This window comes from Paenibacillus sp. FSL H7-0735 (assembly GCF_038008505.1).
Lineage (GTDB): Bacteria > Bacillota > Bacilli > Paenibacillales > Paenibacillaceae > Paenibacillus_AQ > Paenibacillus_AQ odorifer.
This window is the reverse complement of sequence record NZ_JBBOZH010000001.1, coordinates 441,212-463,941: the sequence shown is the minus strand read 5'-3', so window position 1 is coordinate 463,941 and position 22,730 is coordinate 441,212. Positions and strand designations below refer to the sequence as shown.

Below are 22,730 nucleotides of genomic sequence, written 5' to 3'. Positions count from 1 at the left end.
ATGAAGCCTCCCTTTCGCCGTTTTTGTTACTGCCAGCGGGCAGTGACGACTTTTTTGCGTGTATAAAATTCAACCCCGTCGCTTCCATTCGCATGCAAATCGCCATAGAAGGAATCCTTCCAGCCGGAGAAAGGGAAAAAGGCCATCGGTGCTGGCACTCCCACATTGACACCCAACATGCCTGACTCGATATTTTCCCGGAAATAGCGCACTTTCCCGCCGTCATTCGTAAAAATACATGCCCCGTTGGCAAAACGAGAGGTATTGGCAATTTCAATCGCCTCTTCTACATCCTTGACACGGATCACTGCCAGGACAGGCGCGAAGATTTCCTCCTGCCAGATTTTCATTTCCCGGGTCACTCCATCAAACAAGGTTGGCCCGATAAAATAACCCTGTCCCTGCACCGCGGCATCCGCCCGGCCGTCCCTTAGCAACTTAGCACCCTCAGCCACGCCTTGTTCAATATAAGCGACCGTTTTGTCTTTGTGACTTTGGCGGATAACCGGCCCAAGAAACGTGTCGTCGTCCAAACCATTGCCGATGTTCATCTGCTCACATTCCCTCAGGAGGATGGAGATCAGCTCATCAGCAACCTCTTCCTGCACCGTTACCACGGAGCAAGCCATACAGCGCTCTCCCGCCGAGCCGAAGGCTGCGTTGACAATCTGTGTTGCCGAAGCCTCAAGATTCGCGTCTGCCAACACGATAGAGTGATTTTTCGCCCCTGCCAACGCCTGAACCCGCTTCAAACACGCCGTACCCTTCTTGTAGACATATTCGGCCACTGGCTGTGAGCCAACGAAGGAAATCGCCTTCACATCAGGATGCTCCAGCAGGCCGTTTACCACCTCATGCGCACCGTTAACCAGATTGAGCACGCCTTTCGGAAGCCCGGCTTCCTCTAGCAATTCGACCAAACGCGCTGCCAGCAGCGGTGTGCGTTCGGAGGGCTTCAGCACAAAGGTATTTCCACAGGCGATGGCCAACGGGAACATCCAGCAAGGCACCATCATCGGAAAATTAAACGGTGTGATCCCGCCGACTACACCGATGGGATAGCGATACATCCCAGACTCGATGCCTGTCGCGATGTCGGGCAGCTGCCGGCCCATCATCAGCGTCGGCGCACCTGCCGCAAATTCCACACACTCAATGCCGCGCTGCACCTCTCCGTAGGCCTCTTTGAAGCTTTTTCCATTCTCCAGCGTGATCGTCTTCGCCAGTTCATCCCAATGGTCCACCAGCAGCTGCTGATATTTGAACAAGATCCGCGCTCTGCGCGGCACCGGTGTCTTGGACCAGCCTGCAAAAGCCGCCTTTGCCGCCGCCACTGCCCGATCAACATCGACTCTGCTGGACAGCGGAACACTTGCCATCTCCTCACCAGACGCTGGATTGTATACCGTTTCTGTCTGCTCCGCAGCCGCCTCTACCCACTGCCCGTCAATATAGTTGTTCAGCACTTGCACGGTTTGCTGTGCCATTCTACTCACTCCTTCATCTCTATTAATGCGATCCCGCGAATGTAATCTAATCTTGCATAGCTATTCGATCTGGGGTTGTTTGAGTTGTGTCCTCTCCAACCTCCGCCTACTTACTCTGCACCTGAAGTGATTTCCTCGTTAGACAATAAAAACGCTTCCAATTCATCCAAGGTTGGCATGGCATCCGAACAGCTGTGGCGGGAGATGACAATGGATGCCGACGCGCTGCCGCGGCGCATGGCCTCACCCACGCTTTCCCCCCGCATTAGACTGTGAATAAAGGCTGAGGCGTAAGAATCTCCGGCTCCAAATGTCTTCAATACTTTAGCGGGAAAAATACCACTCCGATGCTTCTGCCCATCCGCCGTGTAGGAGATTGAACCACTCCCGCCATGCTTGATAACGACCAGCTTTGCTTGGTGCGAGAACCAGCGGTTAACTGTTGCTTCGTCATCTGCATCTGTTACATTGTACAGGCTCTCCATCATATTAAATTCCTCACGGGTACCGATGATACAATCGCATTTCTCAGCTGCCAGATTATAATAAACCGCTGTTTCTGCGGCTGACTTCCACGTATAGGGGCGGTAATCGAGATCAAAAAATACAGTGACATTGTGCTTGCGGGCGAACTCCAAAGCGACAAACACAGCCTCACGGGACGGACTTTGTGCCAGTGCAGTACCTGAGATCAGCAGTGCCTTGGACTTCCGAATATACTCTTCCGAGATCTCCTCCGTACTCAGCAGCAAATCAGCCACATGATCCCGGTACATCAGAATGCTGCACTCCTGAGGGCTCTTTATTTCAGTAAAAGCAAGCCCAGTCACTGCACCAGTCTGGTCAACACTCACCTGGCTATCGTCAATGCCATTCCTTTGCAGATAAGTTCGGATAAAACGGCCCATCTGATCATCGGATATCTTACCGATAAAGCCAGTGCGCATCCCTAGCCGTGCTGCTCCAATTATGATATTGGCAGGAGAGCCGCCAACATATTTGGTAAAGGTCAGTGTCTCTTCCATTGGTCTTCCGGTTTCATTAGCGTTCAAGTCAATACAGAGCCGACCGACAGCGATTAAATCCAGCGGTCGTGCAGGATCGAACTGTAAACCGTTCATTATGACGCCTCCTTGAGAAAACTTCAGTGAAATGGATTAATGAGAAACAACAATCATCGGGGGATGGGTTAAGCGCTTAACCTAATTTCCATTAGTATAGTTTAGAAATTGGAGTTTGGCAATCCTGAACTTAAACGAAGTTGGGATCTGAACTCATGTATCAGAAAAAAGCAAAGAAAAGACCTGTATCTCGCCGCTAAGCGAAGTACAGGTCTTCAGATAGGAGTCGGCGTTCTTACTCCGTTTGTAGAGTTTGTGTCTTCCTAATGCGGTGCCGGTCCGGTGGAATGGCGGACTATCAGTTCCGGCATCAGCATGATCTTGCGCTTAGGACTATCGGGATTGTCGATAGATTCGTTCAGCAGAATCATCGCCTGTTCCGTCATCTCACGCAGAGGCTGAGCAATACTGGTCAAGGTGGGATGGCAAATTTCAGCCAGCATTGTATTGTCAAAACCCACTACGGACAGATCACGGGGAATTGACAAGCCTGCGCTGCGCGCCTCCTTCAATATCCCAATCGCGAGCAGATCGTTGCAAGCGAATATCGCGGTCGGCCGGTCTTCCTGCGCCTGAGCTAGCATCGCGGCAGCCGCTTTGCGGCCGTTCTCCAGCGTGGCTGAGGTATGCGTGAGATTAGCCGGATTGTCAAAGCCAACACCTGCTGCCTTGAGCGCATCCATAAAGCCTTCCACGCGCAGCTTACTCCCCGGTAAATTGTCAGAGATAACGCCGAGCCTGCGATGGCCCAAGGACAACAGATATTCTGTCGCCTGATAGCCTCCCTTATAGTCATCCACCGTGACGCTGTTGCTCTCCATCATCCGGATATCAGCCGAAAATAACACAAGCGGCACGTGATCAGCCAGCAGGCGGCGGACCATATCCGGATTCCCTGTATGAGAAGCAATGATTATACCGTCCACCCGTTTGCGCAGGAGCAGTGAGATATACCGGGCCGCCTTCTCATCATCCCGGTCTGTACTGCATACAATCAAGTCGCTTCCCTGCTCCTGAGCATAATCCTCAATACCTCGGGCCGCCTCAGCAAAAAAGGGGTTGGAAATATCGGGAATCATCAGCCCGATCGTTCCCGTTCGGCGACTCGTCAGCGCAGAGGCCACCAGACTCGGCTGGTAATTCAGCTCCTCCATGATCCGATGAACCTTCTCCCGTGTCTTATCGCTAATTCTCCCGTTCTTGTTCAACACCTTGGACACCGTAGCGATGGAGACTCCCGCTTCCCGTGCCACATCATATATCGTAGGTTTCATCGTTAGTGAGCCCGCCTTTACGTTCGTACAATCAATCCTATACCTAGATTATAAGGAACTCTTCTGACAGTGTCTATTAAGCGGTGCAAGGGACTCTGTTACTGTGGCGAACATTTGGTCAATACATCGACACAAAGAAGGAGCCTCCGCCTTGCGGAAGCCCCCTTTTCGTGCGTGCTGCTACACTATTCCTTCTTATCCTTCTGGTGTTGCTGCATCTCGAACAGCCATTCATGTTCCGGATCATTATGAAAAACCCATGTGCGGACCGGACCTGCCATCACATTGAGATAATAAGAATCATAACCCGGCGGTGCCGATACAGGATGATAGCCCTCTGGAACCAATACAATACTGCGGTCAGACACCGCCATCGTCTCATCGAGGCTGCGGTCATCATTATACACCCGCTGCACTACAAAACCATGAGCCGGGTTAACCCGGTGGTAGTATGTCTCTTCCAGATAAGACTCAGCAGGTAGATTGTCACAGTCATGCTTGTGCGGAGGATAGCTGGACCAATTGCCGCCACCCGTTCGTACTTCCACGACCAGCAGGCTCTCGGCTTCACTCTGCTCAGGCAAAATGTTGACCACTCGCCGTGACATGCTGCCAGAACCGCGGGCTTCGGCTACAGTATCGCACGGAGCGATCAAACGTGGCGCATATTTGCCCGTTCCTGGTGCAAGGCAAACCGCAAGTTCCAGCTCCGTCAAGGCCGTAACTTCATAATGCCCTCCCGCCGGAATATACACCGCATACGGCGGCAAATCCTCAAATACAGACATACGTTCACCGATCCCGGCGAACAACTGGGCGCCTGCTCTCACATCCGCCTTGCCCGCCAGCAGCACCAGACAGATTTCATTCCCTTCCGCGCTGCGGCTCAGCGTATCCCCAACCTGCAGCTGGTACACTTCAAAACCTACATACTCCCATCCAGCGCTCTCCTTGCTAACTGCCGCTACAAGTCCATCTTTGCCGGGTGCTCCGGCTTTTATGATTAGATTGGACATCTTCACAGACCTCCCCCATCTTCAGCATCTGCATCCGCTTACAAAGCATGTGTCGCCGATATTCCCTCTCCGGCACAAGAAGACAACTTGACCGGAAGCCCGGTAAGATAGGATTCTTTAGCGGCTTCGGCAATCCGTTCCGCCTGTTGCCCATCAAGCCCGCTGCAAATGATAGGCTCCTGCAAGCGGATTGCCCGGGCAAATGCGGCAACCTCTTCCACGAAAGCCTGGTTATACCGCTCGAGAAAGAAATGAAGCGGCTGATCGCGTGTGACCGAAGCAGCGGTTGAAACCTCTACAGTTGTTGGACGGCAGTTGTCGGCGGTGGCTGAGCCGCAGGAACCGAACACCTCCACACGTTGATCATAACCATATACAGCCTTACGGCTGTTATCAATGACGCAGATTGCGCCACTGGCAAAGGTCAGCGTGATGACAGCTGTATCCACATCATCGCAGCGCCCAAACATCGGATCAACGAGATTGGCACCTCGGGTATAAACTTCTGTTACTTCCTCACCCATCAGATAACGGGCCATATCAAAATCGTGAATCGTCATATCCATAAACATCCCGCCGGAAGACCGCACATAAGCCTCACCCGGAGGCTGCGGATCACGTGATGTGATCTTCACAACATGTGGACTGCCTAGCTCTCCTGACTGAACCAGTTGCTTAAGTTTGCGGAAGCTAGGGTCCATTCGCCGGTTGAAGCCGACCTGTAGCAATACACCCTCATCCTCCACTATCTTCAGTGCCTGGTGGGTAAACTCCGACGACAGGCTGATCGGCTTTTCACAGAAAATATGTTTCCCAGCCCGGGCTGCTAGCTCAATCCAAGAGGCGTGGGTATCCGTAGGTGTGCAGATAAACACAGCCTCGATCTCAGGGTCATTCAGAAGGTCTTGCCCATTCACAAATGCAGAGCCAAGATTCCGGCTCTCTGCCCAGACCAGCAATTCCTCACTTACCACAGCCTCCGCAATGGATTTCAACTTAAACGACGGCATTACACGCAGATTATCTGCATGAAGCCGGCCAATTCTGCCTGCCCCAATAATGCCAACTACGATCGGATTTACCATGTTTGCTTATCCTCCTTCAAGGTAAGCGCTTAACCATCCCGAAAATAGTATACTCCAAGCACCAGCGAAGTTACAAGCAAATATTTCTCCAGCTTTTTTGACTCTCGCCTTAGCTATTTACTCAACCTCAACAGTAATGTAACGCTTCACCTAGTGCGACTAAAACCATGGCCTGCCCGTAGGCCATGGGGGCAATAATGATTTGCTTATAATCTTCTTTTGCAGCACCAATCGGAGTGCCGCCGGATACACCAAGCACCGTGCCTTCATCGTCAATTCTGTCCAGCACCGCCCGGATCGCTTTCAGGGCATGACCTGCATACGATTCCGGCAACAACCCCCTGCGTGCGCTATGCAAAATACCCGCTGCGATAGCTGCTGAGCCTGACGTTTCAGTATAACTGCTAGAGTCGTCCAGCAGCGTATGCCATAATCCGTCTCCGCTCTGGCAGGCTAATAAAGCTGTTGCCTGTGCGTTCAGGATCTGTTGGAGATATTCAAACACTCCACTGTCCAGATACGGCCCCATCAAATCCAGGTATTCAGGCAGGCCGAGTGTAAACCAGCTATTACCCCGGCACCAGAAGGCTTCGCTGAAATTATGCCGGCCGCCAAAATGCCAGCCATGAAAAAACAGCCCTGTCTTTTTATCATACAGGTATTTGATATGCAGCAGCAGTTGGTAAAGCGACGCTTGCCGCCATGCGGAATTATCGTATTTCACACCCATTTTTGCCGTGAACAAAATAGCCATAAATAACGTATCAATCCAGATTTCATTATCGTTGAGCGTAACTTCATCCTTGCTCGCTCCTGTTGTGACATGCTGATAACCAGACTCCTTCGTCCGCGGCAGGCCATGCATCAACCACTGTACCCATTCCAGGCTTAATTCCTCCGATTCCTTCAGTTCCATCAATGACAGCAACGGCGCTGTTGTATTGATATTCCGGCTCGGCAGCCCCTTGCCCAGCTGCTTGCTCATCCAAAGCTTGGCATATTCTTGATAACGCTCATCCTTGAAATGCTGCTCAAGTTTTTGAAGTCCGTAAAGCCCCACTCCCTGCGGCCAATCCCATTCCTCCATGCCAAAATCACGAGCAAAATACCCCCGTCGTCCCGCATCCTCCCCTAAATTTTGCAGTTCGGCTTCGTTTTCCGGCCGCTCCAGCTTCAGCAGCTTATCCGTCACGCGGTTCAGCTTTTCAATGATCTCAACTTTACTAATCCGGCTGTTGTTCATCTGTTTTCCGCCCCTTCGCCTGCCATTTTGGGTCTTCCCTCATGTTGGCTAGTTCCATTCACCCGTAATATATCAAACCATTCCATACAAAAACTACTTTATATTTGCTGTAATAACCCTCATATATTGCAAATCTTGCTTTTCTGAACATATAATAAGTGCATATTACAGAATAAGGCGGTGAGAGCATTTGCTTGAAAGCGACTTACTGTACGAACAAGGATATAGCGTACGTATCAACACGCCCGTTGATCCCCTTTTTTACTATTTTGATTATGACCAGCGTTCTCACGATATCAATATGGAGTTTCAGCATTTTCATGATTTTTACGAGATTCATATCTTAATGGATTCCCGAGCCACTCATATTATCGATGGGAATGTCTGCGCCCTCCAGCAGTATGACATCGTGCTCCTGCGTCCTTATCGGATGCATAAGACACAATATCCGGAAGGGCCGCCGTTTAAGCGGCTGATCATAAACTTCGCCATGCCCAAGGATATACCCGGTTTAGAGAACGCTTACAAAAGTATGTTTCTCTCATTTTGGGAAGAAATACCGATCTACCGTTTGCCAAAAGAGTTGCGCAAAGCCGTGTTTGATCCTCTTAACGCTATCTTCACCTTATCACACAGCACTTCACCATTAAATCCAGTACTGATTCACAGCCTTTTCCAACAGTTTCTATGTGCTTTATACCAGCGCAGGGATCAGAACAGCTATGTCCCAGAGGAGATCGGAAATGCCATTATGCAAAAAATCTACTCGATCACCGCATACATCCATAGCCATTACAACAGCGAGTTATCCCTTGATTTCCTCGCTAAAGAGTTCTTTATCAGCTCCTATTATTTATCACACCAATTTAAGTTAATTACCGGCTCCACGCTGACAGAATATATTCAGATGACCCGGGTCCGTAATGCCCAGCAATTGCTGATTTACACCCGCCTGAAGATTTCCGAGATCGCCGGGCAATGCGGATTCAACAGTTTCTCCCAGTTCAACCGCATATTCAATAAACTTAGCGGGGTCTCCCCATCCGAGTTCCGCAAGAATCAGATCACATCCAACACTGCTTCGACCACACTGTCCTATTGATGTACTTGCTTACCTAGTTACAAAAAATCCGCTGTGCGTCCGACAAATCTATCCACCCTCTAAATAAACATATTGAGCAGTAACGGAGGCAATGTTTAGACGCAAAAGAGAGACGAAGGGAAAGGAATGGCAAAAGTGATGGTGCAGGCGCACAGACGTTGGTACAGATGCAGGTACTGATGTAGGTGCTGGTGTAGGTGCCTGTAGTGATATAGGTGCTAGGTGCTCCTAGTGATGTAGGTGCTAAGTGCTCCTAGTGATGTAGGTGCTAGGCGCTCGTAGTGATATAGGTGCTGGTGCTGGTGCTGGTGCTGGTGCTGGTGCTGGTGCTGGTGCTGGTGCTGGTGCTGGTGCTGGTGCTGGTGCTGGTGCTGGTGCTGGTGCTGGTGCTGGTGCTGGTGCTGGTGCTGGTGCTGGTGCAAGGGTAGTCACGTTTAACTGTATTTCATACAACTATTTTTTCACGCATCACGCCACCATTAGATATAGCTGTATTTGGTGCAACTATTTCCTTGGTTTTTTCGCCTCTAAGCAACATCTCGAGGTTTTAGTTGTACAGAATACAGCTAAAGTCCGAAGATTCACTATTTCATACGGAATAGTTGTACAGAATGCAGTTACTTCTCAGATCCCAGCAAAACTCCTTCTCCCAATTGAAGATAATCCGCCCAAACAAGTCTCAGCTCAGCAAGCCACCGCAAATCAAAAAAACAGGCAGCAATTCTCCACTAACCGGAGAATCGCTGCCTGGCTCTAACTTCAATTACACCTTAAGCCGTACGTTCCGTTGCTTTGAGACGCAGCGCTTTTTTCTCTTTCGACTTCGCCACTGGCGGTTTCAGAGAAATCGCGATGATGCAGGCCAGCAGGCACAAGAGGCCAAAGATAACAAAGGTTGGTTTGAACCCGCCTAGGAAGACGGCGATAAACGAACCGGAAAGGGCACCAATACCAAAACCTTGGTAGACGATTCCGTAGTTCTTACTGTGATTTTTCAGTCCGAAGAAGTCGCTGACAATGGCCGGGAACACCGTGATATTCCCGCCAAAGCAGAACGCAATGGCTGCTACACAAGTGAAGAAAAGTCCGAAATTCAGGGTCGCGTAGCTGAGGGTCAGCATAGCCGCCGCAGTTACAGCAAGTGATGCGCCTACCAGCTTCAAGCGACTCATTTTGTCAGATAAAGCACCCAGAATTAAACGTCCCGCTGTATTAAAGATCGCAATCATAGCCACCGCACTAGCTGCAGTCTGTACATCAAGTCCAGCCAGCTGCACGCCGATATCTTTTACAATACCGATCAAATACAGACCACACATACAGGCGGTGAAAAAGATGATAAATAGCAGATACGCTTCTTTTGTCCGCAGCATTTCTTTGACCGTATAGTCTTTCGGTGAACTCATTACTGCAGCTGTCGTTGAACCCGCTGGTGCTGGGGCCGCTTGAACCGGGGCTTCTCTTACGAGCAAGGAACCGATTACAATCATGCCCATAACAATCAAACCCCAATACATAAATGTATTAGACACACCCACTGAGTCAATCAACCCGCCGTTAATATATTTAAAGATCAAACTCCCTGTTCCATAAGCACCAACGGATACGCCGGAGATTAAACCTTTATTATTCGGAAACCATTTAATTAAATTAGATAATGAAGTGATATAAGCTGTCCCATCCGCAAAACCAACGATCACCCCAATCAATAAATAGAACATGAAGAGTGAATTGGCCTGCGAGCTAAGGATCAATCCTAGTCCGAGCACAATCCCAGCAGTAGCAGTCAAACGGCGAAGCCCGAAACGATCCTGCAGCTTCCCTGCGAACAAGGTCGCGAAAGCGAGTGCAAAGCTCGTTATAGAAAAAGTAATCGAAACGGAGTTAAGCTCCCAGCCAAATTTTGTTACCAGATGCGCATTAAATAAACTCCATGTATAGATGGTACCTAGACCCATTTGCATAATTACTGTACCTAATACGATTAGCCACCGTTTGGTGCTTTTGCTGTCCATTGTCGTAGTCATGGTCTTTTCCTTCTTTCTCTCTCGTTGTCTGCTACAAGAGCTTCTATCGCCTCTTTATTGTAGCTAAACCAGCCGATGTTGAGAGAAATCCGGCATGAGATGACGGAAATGAAGAATGAATTGCATTTATAAGCGCATAATCTGCCTGAATTCTTTTACCTTACTACGACTTACCGGCACTTCAAAATCTAAATCATGCAGGCGCAGCAAATACGTATTGTTGAACCACGGGATGATTTCCTTGATCTTGGACAGGTTAACAATATAGGAACGATGGCAGCGAAAAAAACGATCCTGCGGCAGCCGCTGAAAGAAATCGCTAATACTAAGTGCCATGCTGTATTCCTCACCTTTAGTCATCACACTTGTACTTTTTTCCTGCGCGGAGGCGTAATAAATATCGTCGGCATTCACTACGATAATCTTTTCATTTTTCCACAGATTAACCTTGTCACTGACCGGATTACGCTCCTCTTCCCCCTGTCGTCCACGGTTGGCAAACGCATTTTCCAGCTTGTGCAGCATGGCTTTAATGCGAACCTCGCTATACGGCTTAAGAATATAGTCAAAAGCTTCAATCTCAAACGCCTCAGCGGCATGCTCCTTATACGCAGTGATGAACACTATGTAGGGTTTTACCGAGAATCTACTGATATTCTGTGCCAACAGCACCCCATCGATAGAGGGAATATTAATATCCAGAAAAATCACATCTACCGTATCACTCTGCAAAAATTTAAGCGCGTCCAGCCCATCTTCAAACTGTGCCGTTATATCGATCCCGCTGTGCGTCTCTATTAAATAAGCCAGCTCCTGTCTTGCCAGCTCTTCATCCTCTACGATGATCGCTCTCATTGGTCCTCCTTTTTAACATCAAAAAAGATGTTCGTCCCTTTATCCAATCTCTGAATGGTAAGTCCAGTCCCATAGATCAGCTTTACCCGTTGGTGTACATTAAACAGCCCGATTTTATTCTCCGGCATATCGCCAGTATAGACCTTCTCTATCGTTTCCTCGCTGATGCCAGCTCCGGTATCGCGAATGCCCACCCGTACGGTATCCCCGTGGTCTTTTACAGAAATCGTTACTGTTCCTGTCCCTCTTACCTTCAGTATGCCATGTATAATCGCATTTTCTACAAGCGGCTGAATGATCAGACTCGGAATCCGAACCTGAACCTCATCAATATCATAAAGCACGTTAAGCCGGCTTCCAAAACGCGCCTTTTCGATCTCTACGTATTGCTGGACCTGCTGTAGCTCTCGTTTGATATCAATGAATTCATCGGTAAGCTCCAGATTGTATCTCATATAACCGGACAGATTCACAATCAGCTCACGCGCCTTATCCGGATTAATTCGAATCGAGGACGCAATCGCATTCAGTGCATTGAATAAAAAATGCGGGTTAATGCTGGTCTGCAGTGCCTTCAGCTCCGCTTTGTTCGCCATTTCCTTAATGCCTTCCACCCGCGACACTTCCATCAAGGTAGAGATCATTTGCGACAGACCCACGGCCATAGCTTGAAGTGAGTAGGTAATCTTGTGGGCTTTGGTGTAATAGATTTTGAGCGCTCCCGTCACCTCACCCTTTTCCTTTAAAGGAATAATGATCAGCGACTTGATCTGCGGATTCACGTAATCACTATCATCATTACGGATCGTAATTTCACCACTGGACAACGTTACTTTAGTTTCCTCACTGATAATATCGTTAGTTGTCTCATAATCCTCCTCACCCACACCAACATAGGCACGAATAAACCGAGTATCAGTAATCGCTACAGCGTCTGCACCGATATCCTCTTTGATGATCTGGCAGATGGTGTGCAGCGACTCCTGGTTAATATTGCGAAAATACGGCAAGGTCTTATTGGCAATATCAAGCGCCAGCTTGGACTGCTTAGCCGCAATCCGTTCCTTCTCACCTTCCACGCTCTGCACTAACACGACAATCAGGCCGACACTAATCTGGCTCATAATCATCGGAAAAGCGATCTTGGACACGATATCCACACCCAGCGACATCGGCTGAGCCATCGCTAGAATGAGCAGCATCGTCAGTGCCTCACAGGCCATTCCCGCCAAAATGCCTGCTATCCAGCGACGCTCACCAGAGGTGCGGCGATAGATTATCCCAGACACTATGCCCGCGGTGATACTCGTAATCAGACAAGGAAGAGAGGTTACCCCTCCGATATCAATCAGAAAACGGTGAACCCCTGAGATGATGCCTGTTATAAGTCCAACCCATGGCCCGAACAAAATCCCGCCAGATACGATGGCGATAATTCGTACATTCACAAGCGAACCTTCCACATTAATTCCGCTATAAGTGCCGAAAATGGCAAATAAGCTGAAGATCATCGTTGCAATAGCAAGCTCTTGCGGAGCGTAACTCCCTTTTTGAAAAACCTCTTTAAACCGCGGCAGACGAGTCAATACAAATAGACACATCAGCAATAACGCAGCTCTTTCCAACAATTGCAGTAATATAGTAAACGTATATTGCACGGTCACCGCCTCCAAAGGTCTCGATGTCGATTCATTATAAAGATAGTTCATGCCTCTGTCCATTCAGCCTGTCCCTTTATACCTCTATTGAAACTCTTGTTGTATGATATTAACAGATTGGAAGCATGAATATTAGGAGGTGGCAGTTTGCGCAAGATAGAACACGAGGCAGATATCATTCAGCTTGTACATAATGATCCCTGGATGATGGATATTTTAGAAAATGCCAGATCGCTACAGTTACCTGACTGGTGGGTTTGTGCGGGGTTTGTACGTTCAAAAATCTGGGATACCTTACATGGATTTGAAGAACGGACCCCTTTGCCAGATATTGATGTTATTTATTATGACGGCAGCAATCTTCATGAGGAAGTGGAAAAGCAATGGGAGGCAAAACTAAGAGATTTAAATCCCCATGTGCCATGGTCCGTTAAGAATGAAGCAAGAATGCATACCATTAACAACCTTGCACCCTATACGTCATCTGTAGATGCCATCTCCAAGTTTCCGGAAACAGCTACAGCGCTTGGGCTTTCCTTAGATGAATACGGTAAGGTTATCCTAACCGCTCCGCATGGGATTGCGGATGTTATTAATGTAGTGTTGCGGGCTACCCCTCATTTCAACAATAATCCAAGCTTACTCCCTATTTATGAAAAACGAATTGCACAAAAAAACTGGCAGGCAACGTGGAAGCAATTGCAGGTCAGCGCTACCTAAAGCTAAGTTGTGTTAGCATCGGAATAAAAAAAACAGCAAGCCTCTGCTACAGAAGGGCTTGCTGCTGTTGCTTTATTACACCGCTAAATCAATACCCACCACGCCTACTACATCTCCCTGACGATTCCGGATTGCTCTAGATAATGTAATACAAGAACGTTTCGTAATCGCAGATACGTAAGGTTTAGAGACATATTCACCTTCATTCATGGCCCCATTCCACCAATCACGCCGCTTAGCATTCAACAAGCCAGCCGCTGGCTCGGAGTAGATAAAGGTTCCATCCGTCCGATTAGACCAAATGGCTTGTACATCTGGAATTTTCTTAATGTAAGCGTTCAAAACACCTTGATGAACTTCAGTATCTGGAGCGTAAAGTTCTTCCTTGGCGGAAATCGTCTCCAAGAGACTCTGCATTTCCTGAAGCCGGGCTGCATATTGGCTCATCTCAATTTCCGCTCTGCCCGCAATGCTAGTAACCGATTGCTGCAAGGATTGCGACTCCGCTAACAGATTGGCGCTGACTTCGTTCAGCTGCCCAATTTGATCCCGCTGCCGTGTCACCTGCTCCAGCGTAAGGTCTACATTGGCAATCGTCTCATTCACGATCGCCACCGCACCGCTCAGCTCCGTTGTCACTTCTACAATCAGCTTGCCCTGCTTCGCGGCAGCATCGATTGTTTCCGTCACGGCGCTGCCTACTTCATCTACTCTCGACGCGATATCATCGAGTCGAAGCTTCACCGTGCCGACCTCGTTCACCCCACGCTCCACTGAGACTTGCTCTTTCGTAACGGATTCCAGCACCTGCTGTACTCCATTATTAATGTCAAGCAAGATGCCTGAGGAGCGGTCTACCGAGCTCTTGCTTTGATCAGCCAGCTGCCGAATCCGGCTGGCCACTACTGCAAATCCGCGGCCCTGTTCACCGGCCCGGGCCGCTTCAATAGAAGCATTCAGCGCGAGCAATGAGGTCTCATTCACAATGGAGTTAATCAATGTATTGATCTCCTCTACCATCGCAATATGATTACTCAGGGTAGTAAACTTAGCTAACATGTCCCCACTCTGTGTTTGCAGATCCTTCATCACCACATCTGCAATGCTCAGGGAATCTACCATTGCTGTCATTCCTTGCCGAGCATAATGCATATTCGAGCCTAGTTTTTCCGTCAATTCTTCGATATGTGCTGTAACTGAGGCTACACCGCCCATCGTCTGATAGGCCCCTTCAATATTGGCTTTAGCCTCGTTGCTGCGAATCCTTAAATCCGTTTCATACGCGTGTGAATAATCTGCAGTCTGCTGCAGCTGCTCTGTATGGCGGCTGATTTCTTCAAGTGCACCATGCAGCCGATCCGAGGTAACTACAATCTCATTGCCAAGAAGCTCCACTTTGTCCTGTGACTCCTTCAGCAGCGCTTCTTTGCGATAACCGTAGCGGGATGTATTCAGCGAGAACCATCCTAGAGAACCCATAAGCAGAATAATCACCAGCTTATGCATCCAGAGCATATCAATCAATAAGCTGTACACACTGACAAGAAGCAACAGGACGACTACGAAAATCTGGTTTCGACGGATCTGCATCTTTATTCCCACTCCACTCGATTGATGTTATGTATTCTAACATTATATCAGCAGAGTTAATTAAAGGAAATACTTTCTATAGTATTCCTTTTCGATCAATCATTCCCCGGGCCAGGCAATCTCCCCTTATAAAGATGCTTGTTGAACTCCCGCTTCCAAGAAAGCCATCAAGAGGAAACCTGAGCTTATTGTCGAATATATAAGCATATTGCCACTGGAAAAGAGGATCACATTATGCGCGCCACACCTCAAACTCCTCGTCAGACCTATTGGAATCGTGTGCTTCTCAATTCATTCTGGATTATCCTGATTGTGTATTTAAGTATTCAGTTCATTGTGACTCTATCCTTATGGAGCCAGCGTCCGGAAACCCCAACCAGGAACGGTTATATTGAGCACTCGTTGATTTCTGATTCCATCATAGTGAGTTTGATCATTATTCTAGAAGTAATCTATAGATGGAGGCCTCTGTGGGCCCAACTCTCCATTACGGTTGCAAGCCATCTATTTGCGGTTTTGATTATCGTCAATCTCAGCGATGAGTTGCATGTTAAATCATTAATTATGCTGTTCCCGCTACTAGTCTCGATGATCTATCTGAAGAGCAGTTATATGATAGCCACTTCTGCTATTTCTCTACTGTACACGATCATTTTATTCACCAAGACATCCATTCACGAGTACTTCCCGATCACCCAAACAATCATTATCGCTCTTATTTTTGCAGGTACTGCTTTGGCAGGTTTTGCAGTAATCGTTCGCGGACGTGATTTGATGCAATCCCTGCAGAACTCCGTCAAGTCAGAACAGGAATTACGCATTCAGAATATAATCATGGATCGTCTATCTAAGATAGATCCCCTGACTGATCTGTATAATCACAAGACTTTTCACGAATATTTGGGTTGGCTAATCGAGCATCAGCAGAGTAATCCATTCTCCATGCAGCTTGCCGTTATGGATATCGATAATTTCAAAAAAGTAAATGATTGCTATGGACACTCCGTTGGAGATATCGTATTACAAAAAGTCGCAGCGATCCTGCTCGAGTATATCGGTCCTGATGATTTCGCCGCACGGTACGGGGGCGAGGAGTTCATTGTCATTCTGACTACCAAAACATTTGAGCAATCCTATGGAATCATGCAACAAATTCTAGCCAAAGTCGCCGATACCCCTTTTGCTGAAATGGAAGGAAAAAGCATAACCGTCAGTATCGGGATGCATGATTACACAGGCGAAGACTCCAAAAATACCACTTTTCAGCAGGCTGATGATGCACTTTACGAAGCTAAAAACACCGGGAAGAATAAAATTGTTATCAGCTAATGGAAAGCTCCACAGACACTGTTTATCTGTCGGAGCTTGTTTTTTTTGCAAAGCCTTAATTTCAGAAGCATTTCACACCAAAAACCCCCACCTTGCAGATGAGGGCTGTGTATCAACTGCTATATTCCGTAACGCTTCTGCGGTTCCAAAAGCTCTACCACTTCCTGCTTAGGAACAGGTCTGCTAACCAGATATCCCTGTACCTTATCGCACCCCGATTTTCTGAGGAAATCCAGCTGGCTGATCTCTTCCACTCCCTCCGCAACGACCTCCAGCCCCATATTGTGGCCCAGCTGTATAATGGTCTGCACAAAAGACTGGCTGTAAGCTTTTTCCGAAAGCGAATCGATAAAGGTTTTATCCATTTTAAGCGTAGAAATCGGCAATTGCTGCAAATAACTAAGAGATGAGTACCCCGTTCCGAAATCATCCAGCGCAATACGAATGCCTTGGGATTTGAGGAATTGAAGCTTATTCACGATACTCTCAAACGATTCCATAAAGATAGACTCGGTGATTTCCAGTTCAAGACAACTAGGCTTTAGCCCGCTTTCAGCCAGACTTTCCTGCACCATCTCGACGAAATCATCCTGCAATAGTTGAATAATGGAAATGTTAACTGATATCTTGTAAGGAATGCCCATACGATCTTGAATGCCCTTCATAAAGATGCACGATTCCCTAAGCACCCATTCTCCAATATAAATAATCAGCCTGGAATCCTCGGCGATTTTGATAAAAGAAAGTGGAGATACAAAGCCCAGCGTTGGACTATTCCAGCGAATTAAAGCCTCAAAACCAGAGATTAATCCAGACTGGATATCCACCTGCGGTTGATAATATAGCTCAAACTCATTATTATTCATGGCACTGCGCAAATGCTTCTCTATATTCATCCGTTCATTAAACGCAGTATGCATGGATTTGTCATATACCACATAAGTCCCCTTGCCATCCTCTTTTGCCCGGTACATAGCGACATCCGCATTTTTTAAGATTTGCTCGGTGGTCTCCCCATCTTCCGGATAAAAGGAAATTCCGATGCTTACGGAAACGTACAAATAACTCTCTCCGATTAAAAAGGACTGCCTGAACGCTCTCATGATACGCTCCGCCAGGTCTAACACATCCTCGTGGTCTTCTATATCCTTAATAAAAATCACGAATTCATCCCCACCGAGCCGAGAGAGCATATCCCCTTCACGCACCAACGACTGCAGCCTTTTGCTAGCCTTCTGAATGAGAACATCACCGGATTTATGCCCTAAGGTATCATTGATGTATTTAAAATTATCGGTATCTACGAACAACAGCGCCGCCTTGCCTCCTGAACATTGCAGATATTTCTCCATAGATTCCAGTAGACATACACGGTTGGGTAAATTACTAAGCTCATCCACATAAGCTAGACGATGCATGTGTTTTTGATTCTCCACCAGCATATCGTATTGCTCTACAAGCTCCTGCTGTGTGGCTGTTAGCTGTTCATAGGTTGCCTCAAGCTCCTGATAACTGTTGCTCAGCTTTAGCTCTACCTGCTTCCGCTTACTAATATCAATCAGTGAACCGATAAATAACACAACTTCATCCTTTGGATCAACGATAGCTTTACCACTTACCTCAAACCAGACGAATTGATTATCTTTGGTCCGCATGCGGTATTCCGTCTCGTAGATAGGTGTTAAACCTGCCAGATGATCATGTCTTGCCTTTTGGGATGATGGCTGGTCATCGGGATGAATAATACTAAGCACCCCATTTTCGAATGAATTAATTTCATCCTCCGTATAGCCCATGAGCTTGTACCAGCGATCCGATAGATTATACAGTCCTGTCTCCCAATCAAGCTCCCACATGTAAGCACCAGAACCCTCTGTCGCGAGACTGAACCGTCGTTCACCTACCTGCAGCTTAGCAAATTGCTCCTGTAGCTCGACCTCTGTCGCTGACAGCTCTTCGTAAGTAGCTTCCAGTTCCTCATAACTTTGCTGAAGCCTTAGCTCATTTTGTTTGCGCTCATCGATATCCACTCCTACAAGCACAAAAATATCAGCTGCCTGCTTATCCAATCCTTTTAACAAGGTGGTCCGAAATGAAAAATACCGCGCTGCTGGCGAATTGTCCGGAAGTTTATGCTCAATATTATCAACATAGTCAAGCTGAACTGCCCTTTCCAGCAGATTCCGAATAGCCGCCGTACTGCCTGCCAGACCCTCGATATCCTCAATGTTTTTGCCCACTACTTCATTCTCGCATAGGCCCGTCATTCGCTCAGCGTAATTGTTAAACCGAACTACCTTTTTATCCGCCTGCACAGCCCAAACCACCATACCGCTATGCTCTATTACATCCTCAAAAAATTGCTGTTCCGAATAAACCGCACGCCGTAAGTGATTAATATACATTTTTAGCAAAACCGCACTAATGATTAGAAGACCAAGCAGAATAATGGCTCCCACAATAAATCTATTGCGCATCATAACTTTATAATAATCTGAATGAACGAAGAAATAGTGCTGATACAGCTCTTCAAAAGCACCGGAACGATGCAGGCGATCCAATCTCTCGTTAACATAAGTTACTAGCTCCGGAGCGGATTTACTTATTGCAAAAGCAACATCCCTAGGGTAGAGATTGCTCATTTTTTTGATAATACTCCCCTTCAATTTCTGTTCAGCAATCAGATAATCGATCACTTCCTGATTCTCAAATAGAAGGTCGATTTCCCCTTTTTCAAGAGCCATTAAAGCTTCAGGAGTCGTTGCATACTCTATGTAATTTGTAATCCCCACCTTGCTGTTCAGCACGGTTGCAGAATACTGTCCATTCCCTAACCCAATCTTATAACTTCCCAACGTCTTTAGATCGATCTCATCCTCAAGCTCTCGCCTTGCATAGATGGAAATATAGTTTTTAATAACTGGATCTGAAAATAACACCTCTTGGTTACGCGACTCCGTAATTGCCATAAGACCTGCTATCTCAATATCTCCTTGAATCAGCCGACTGTAAACTTCATCCCATTGCCCAGTACTGTAGTGAATAAGATAATCCTGCTTCTCAAAAATCATCGTGCTCAAATTAATATCAAACCCGGTCAAATACCCATTTTCTACATATTTATACGGTGGATATTCCAGTTCTACTTGGTACCTTATATCCTCTCTTTCGGCGTGAGCGGCTGTAGGAGGTACGAGCAAAAGCAGAAAAATAATCAGAAGCAACATTGTGCACCGCTTCATTGCCCAATTCCCCTTTTTGCAAAAATTTAGAATTTAAAGCATTATTCTAAAAAGTATTCGACAAAATATGGTAAGATTCCTGCTAATTCTTTCCTAAAACCACACATTATACGCAAATCCCCATCTTTCGATGGACTCTTTTATTTGTAAATGATAAAAGTTACGAAGTCTTGATTTTTATATTGCTTTTTACATAGAAAATGTGGATAATAGCAATAACGACAAACGATGATAATGATTATCATTATTATAAGCGTTAATAATTTCAATTTACTATATTTAAGTTAAAAGGAGACTGATCACCCATGAACGTTACCTCTACCCGAACAACATTACAGGTTGACGATTATCTGGATCTGCTCAATCTTGCCGTTAAAGTTGGAGATTTGAAATGGCAAAAAGAAATTAAATCCAGACTGCAATACATTCTCTGTCTGCCGACAAGATAATGCTTCTGAATATACGCCGTGTTCCCTTATTGGGAGCATGGCTTTTTTTGTTGGTATGCCGACATAGCTATATAATAATAGGAGTATCTCCAGGTCACCTGATGGTTAATGATATAGTATAATTATCAGCATAATATATAGAATAAAAAGCCCTTCAGATCGGAGCGTGTCAGCTTGAAAAAGTATATAGCTTTATTCTTAATGCTCAGCCTGTTATGGATACCCGGTGCATATGCCGCTGGAATTCCTGCACAGCAGGGATTCGTTACCGATAACGCTGAAATGTTCAGTTCCGCAGAAGCCGCGTCTATTTCTGCTACCGCTACTGGAGAACTCCTGACCATCCACGTACTCACTGTAGATTCCACAGACGGTACTCCAGCTGATAAGTATGCAGACAAGGTTTACGACTCGTGGAAACTGTCCACGCGGGATCTTCTACTGCTGATCTCCGCTGGTGACCAGTCCATTGAGCTAAATTTCTTAAATCCAGACTTTCAAAGCTCGTTAAATACTTGGTCTAAGAATCAGGGAGGGTCCTCGGGAAGTTCAGCCATCCAAAAACTGCTCGACACTTATTTCATTCCTTATGCCAAAAAAGGGGACTTCGCTGGCGGGACAAAGACTTTGATTAATGCCATCCATTCTATTGGAGATCGTGCCGGCAATACTGGAGGAACCGCAGGAAGCGGGAGCGCAGTCGGCGCCGGGAATGGTGTAAACCGCTCCAGCAGCTCCATGTTTATGATTGCAGCGATTCTTATCGGAGCCCTTCTAATCCTCCTTGTACTCTTTGTAGTGGTTACGGGCCTGCGTCGTCGCAAGCAGCTTAGCGAGCAACAGAAACAGTTATCTAATTTAATGGTCCAGGCAAATCGGGCACTGGAATCGCTAAATCCTTTTCAAGGGATCGTTCAAGGCAAGACGGGAGAGCTAGTCGAGGGTATTTCTAAGCGGCTGTCTGCCAAGCTCGTTGAAATCTCTGCACTACAAAGCGAAGGTCAAGGCGTTCAGCCGGCATTTTATCGCTTGGCTGCCCTCAAGACAGCTGTGAAACAATTACAGCTGACCGAAGCTTCCTTCCGCGCAGCGCTTGAAGAGGAAGAGAAACACATTGCTGTCATCAGCGAAGCTGACCGCAATGTCAAACAGCGTATTACAGAGCTGAAAGAGGATACGCCGGAGCTTGAAGAGCAACTGCAAGGTGCAGTTAAAGAAACCGGGTATGAACTTCAAGAAATTGTAGAAGAACTTAAGGAGCTTGCGGAGGAGACAGCTAAGGCAGACCAATTAGAGCTTTTTGATCCCATTGCTGCACAAGAGGTTACCGAGGATGCACAGGAACGTCAGGAAAAGATCGAACAGGATCTGAAGGATGTTGATCTCTATGATGATAAGCTAAACAAATTCCCTACGGTATTAGCTGCGGCACGTGCCAAAATCACCGGGATCATTGAACAGAATTCACTGCACAATATGAAGGTTAAGCCATATGATCACCTGGAGCAGGCCCGCGCAGAATCGTTGACTCTTGAAGCGCCACTGCGTATAGGAGATATGGATGAGGTGCGCAGAATCGGCGCCAGTCTAGACCTTCTTCTGGATGAAGCTATTGCTATGACAGAGCAGCAAGCACTGCTGCGGCAGAATAACCGTAGAGATCTAGAGACATTCCGCACCACATGGAGCCATTTGAAACAGCGGCGAGACGAGCTGCAGGCACGAATTACAGAAGCACGTGTACATTTCGAAGAACAGCATGTAGCTACTATAGAGAATATTCTGACGGAGTGGAGCACACGTCTTCGGGAAGGCGCAGGTGAAGTGGCGCAAATTGAGAACTGGACCAGTGATGAACGGGGCGAATATGACAAGGCCCACGATGCGCTGGAGCGCTTGCTGTCATTGCAGGATGAAGCTGGCCGGCAATATGACGGTGTCTCTGAAAGTCTAAATGTATTAAATGAAAGACTTGATAAAGTACAACGTCTCTTCTCCGAAGGACAAAGCCGGGTAGAGACGACCCAGCGAATGCTGCACAGCAGAGGCTTGTCTTCCAGAATCCGCTTTGAGTTGTCCTTATTGCCGGAATATAGCCAGTTGGAGCAACGGCTGTCATCCCGGCCTTACAACCTAGAGGAACTGGAATCGATTGGCCGCGCTTATGACGCTCAGATCACTTCCTTTGTGAATGAAGCGAACCGAATCATTCGCCAAAAGGAAGAGGAAGAACGGCTGGCCCAGCTAGCCATGATGAGAGAGCAACAGCGGCGTGCACAAGCCCGTAAACGAATGTCCTCTGGTCCTCCTTCTTCAGGTGGATTCGGTGGGGGACGTTCCTCCGGCGGCTCTTCCTGGGGCGGAGGCGGCAGTGGCGGCAAATCCTCCGGCGGTTCTTCTTGGGGCGGTGGCGGCGGCAAATCCGGTGGAAATTCATCGGGTGGCTCAAAGTGGTGATTCCTCACCATTAGATGCAAATGGATATACAAAAAGACTCTTTCGCCTATACCGGGCGGAAGAGTCTTTTTAATT

The 22,730-nt window shown here is 47.3% G+C and carries 17 protein-coding genes; 6 read left to right on the top strand and 11 right to left on the bottom strand.

All coding sequences use genetic code 11. From position 1 onward, the window contains the following. Positions 1-26: 26 nt before the first annotated feature. From NSS82_RS02105 to NSS82_RS02080, 6 genes are all read right to left on the bottom strand, one after another. A complete protein-coding gene (locus NSS82_RS02105) occupies positions 27-1,487 on the bottom strand; it encodes a CoA-acylating methylmalonate-semialdehyde dehydrogenase (protein ID WP_076274104.1) in 1,461 nt (486 codons plus the stop codon). Between the two features lie 110 nt (positions 1,488-1,597). Next, positions 1,598-2,608: a 5-dehydro-2-deoxygluconokinase gene (gene iolC / locus NSS82_RS02100; protein WP_038568343.1), complete on the bottom strand. Its 1,011-nt coding sequence runs from the start codon at positions 2,606-2,608 to the stop codon at positions 1,598-1,600. A 263-nt stretch (positions 2,609-2,871) separates the two neighbouring features. After that, the gene (locus NSS82_RS02095; protein WP_076101202.1) at positions 2,872-3,882 is read right to left on the bottom strand and encodes a LacI family DNA-binding transcriptional regulator; all 1,011 of its coding nucleotides are present in this window, start codon (positions 3,880-3,882) and stop codon (positions 2,872-2,874) included. 185 nt (positions 3,883-4,067) lie between these two features. Then, positions 4,068-4,898, bottom strand: coding sequence for a 5-deoxy-glucuronate isomerase (gene iolB / locus NSS82_RS02090; protein WP_076134818.1), 831 nt, complete (start codon positions 4,896-4,898; stop codon positions 4,068-4,070). A gap of 38 nt (positions 4,899-4,936) precedes the next feature. Further along, complete coding sequence (gene iolG, locus NSS82_RS02085) at positions 4,937-5,983, bottom strand: inositol 2-dehydrogenase (protein WP_052096728.1); 1,047 nt, start codon at positions 5,981-5,983, stop codon at positions 4,937-4,939. Between the two features lie 127 nt (positions 5,984-6,110). Beyond that, the gene (locus NSS82_RS02080) at positions 6,111-7,226 is read right to left on the bottom strand and encodes a glycoside hydrolase family 88/105 protein (protein ID WP_076274105.1); all 1,116 of its coding nucleotides are present in this window, start codon (positions 7,224-7,226) and stop codon (positions 6,111-6,113) included. A gap of 190 nt (positions 7,227-7,416) precedes the next feature. Here NSS82_RS02080 and NSS82_RS02075 point away from each other — a divergent pair, with 190 nt between their 5' ends. Both NSS82_RS02075 and NSS82_RS02070 read left to right on the top strand, forming a co-directional pair. Continuing rightward, entirely contained in the window at positions 7,417-8,328 is a 912-nt protein-coding gene (locus NSS82_RS02075; RefSeq protein ID WP_038568333.1) for a helix-turn-helix transcriptional regulator, read from the top strand. A gap of 290 nt (positions 8,329-8,618) precedes the next feature. Beyond that, the gene (locus tag NSS82_RS02070) at positions 8,619-8,756 is read left to right on the top strand and encodes a hypothetical protein (protein ID WP_341056186.1); all 138 of its coding nucleotides are present in this window, start codon (positions 8,619-8,621) and stop codon (positions 8,754-8,756) included. Positions 8,757-9,098: 342 nt separating this feature from the next. On the opposite strand, the gene NSS82_RS02065 is transcribed toward NSS82_RS02070, so the two are convergent. The 3 genes from NSS82_RS02065 to NSS82_RS02055 form a co-directional block, all read right to left on the bottom strand. Beyond that, entirely contained in the window at positions 9,099-10,343 is a 1,245-nt protein-coding gene (locus NSS82_RS02065; RefSeq protein ID WP_076274143.1) for an L-lactate MFS transporter, read from the bottom strand. A 138-nt stretch (positions 10,344-10,481) separates the two neighbouring features. Continuing rightward, entirely contained in the window at positions 10,482-11,210 is a 729-nt protein-coding gene (locus NSS82_RS02060) for a LytR/AlgR family response regulator transcription factor (RefSeq protein ID WP_036687441.1), read from the bottom strand. Beyond that, positions 11,207-12,811 (bottom strand): sensor histidine kinase, encoded by a 1,605-nt coding sequence (locus NSS82_RS02055; protein WP_280513476.1) that lies wholly within the window; start codon positions 12,809-12,811, stop codon positions 11,207-11,209. Before NSS82_RS02055 ends, NSS82_RS02060 begins: the two co-directional genes overlap by 4 nt. Before the next feature lie 261 nt (positions 12,812-13,072). On the opposite strand from NSS82_RS02055, the gene NSS82_RS02050 reads away from it, so the two are divergent. Beyond that, positions 13,073-13,588, top strand: a complete 516-nt coding sequence (locus NSS82_RS02050) for a nucleotidyltransferase family protein (protein ID WP_051491511.1) — start codon at positions 13,073-13,075, stop codon at positions 13,586-13,588. 75 nt (positions 13,589-13,663) lie between these two features. On the opposite strand, the gene NSS82_RS02045 is transcribed toward NSS82_RS02050, so the two are convergent. After that, on the bottom strand, positions 13,664-15,178 hold the full coding sequence (locus NSS82_RS02045; protein WP_076274106.1) for a methyl-accepting chemotaxis protein: 1,515 nt from the start codon (positions 15,176-15,178) through the stop codon (positions 13,664-13,666). Between the two features lie 234 nt (positions 15,179-15,412). Here NSS82_RS02045 and NSS82_RS02040 point away from each other — a divergent pair, with 234 nt between their 5' ends. Next, positions 15,413-16,507, top strand: a complete 1,095-nt coding sequence (locus tag NSS82_RS02040; RefSeq protein WP_076274107.1) for a GGDEF domain-containing protein — start codon at positions 15,413-15,415, stop codon at positions 16,505-16,507. Positions 16,508-16,626: 119 nt separating this feature from the next. Here the strand turns inward: NSS82_RS02040 and NSS82_RS02035 are convergent, their stop codons facing one another. Beyond that, positions 16,627-19,749, bottom strand: a complete 3,123-nt coding sequence (locus NSS82_RS02035; RefSeq protein ID WP_076274108.1) for an EAL domain-containing protein — start codon at positions 19,747-19,749, stop codon at positions 16,627-16,629. A 305-nt stretch (positions 19,750-20,054) separates the two neighbouring features. On the opposite strand from NSS82_RS02035, the gene NSS82_RS02030 reads away from it, so the two are divergent. Both NSS82_RS02030 and NSS82_RS02025 read left to right on the top strand, forming a co-directional pair. Then, positions 20,055-20,198, top strand: a complete 144-nt coding sequence (locus NSS82_RS02030) for a hypothetical protein (RefSeq protein WP_167348483.1) — start codon at positions 20,055-20,057, stop codon at positions 20,196-20,198. Positions 20,199-20,372: 174 nt separating this feature from the next. Continuing rightward, positions 20,373-22,655: a TPM domain-containing protein gene (locus NSS82_RS02025; RefSeq protein WP_076274109.1), complete on the top strand. Its 2,283-nt coding sequence runs from the start codon at positions 20,373-20,375 to the stop codon at positions 22,653-22,655. The last annotated feature ends 75 nt before the right edge of the window (positions 22,656-22,730 follow it).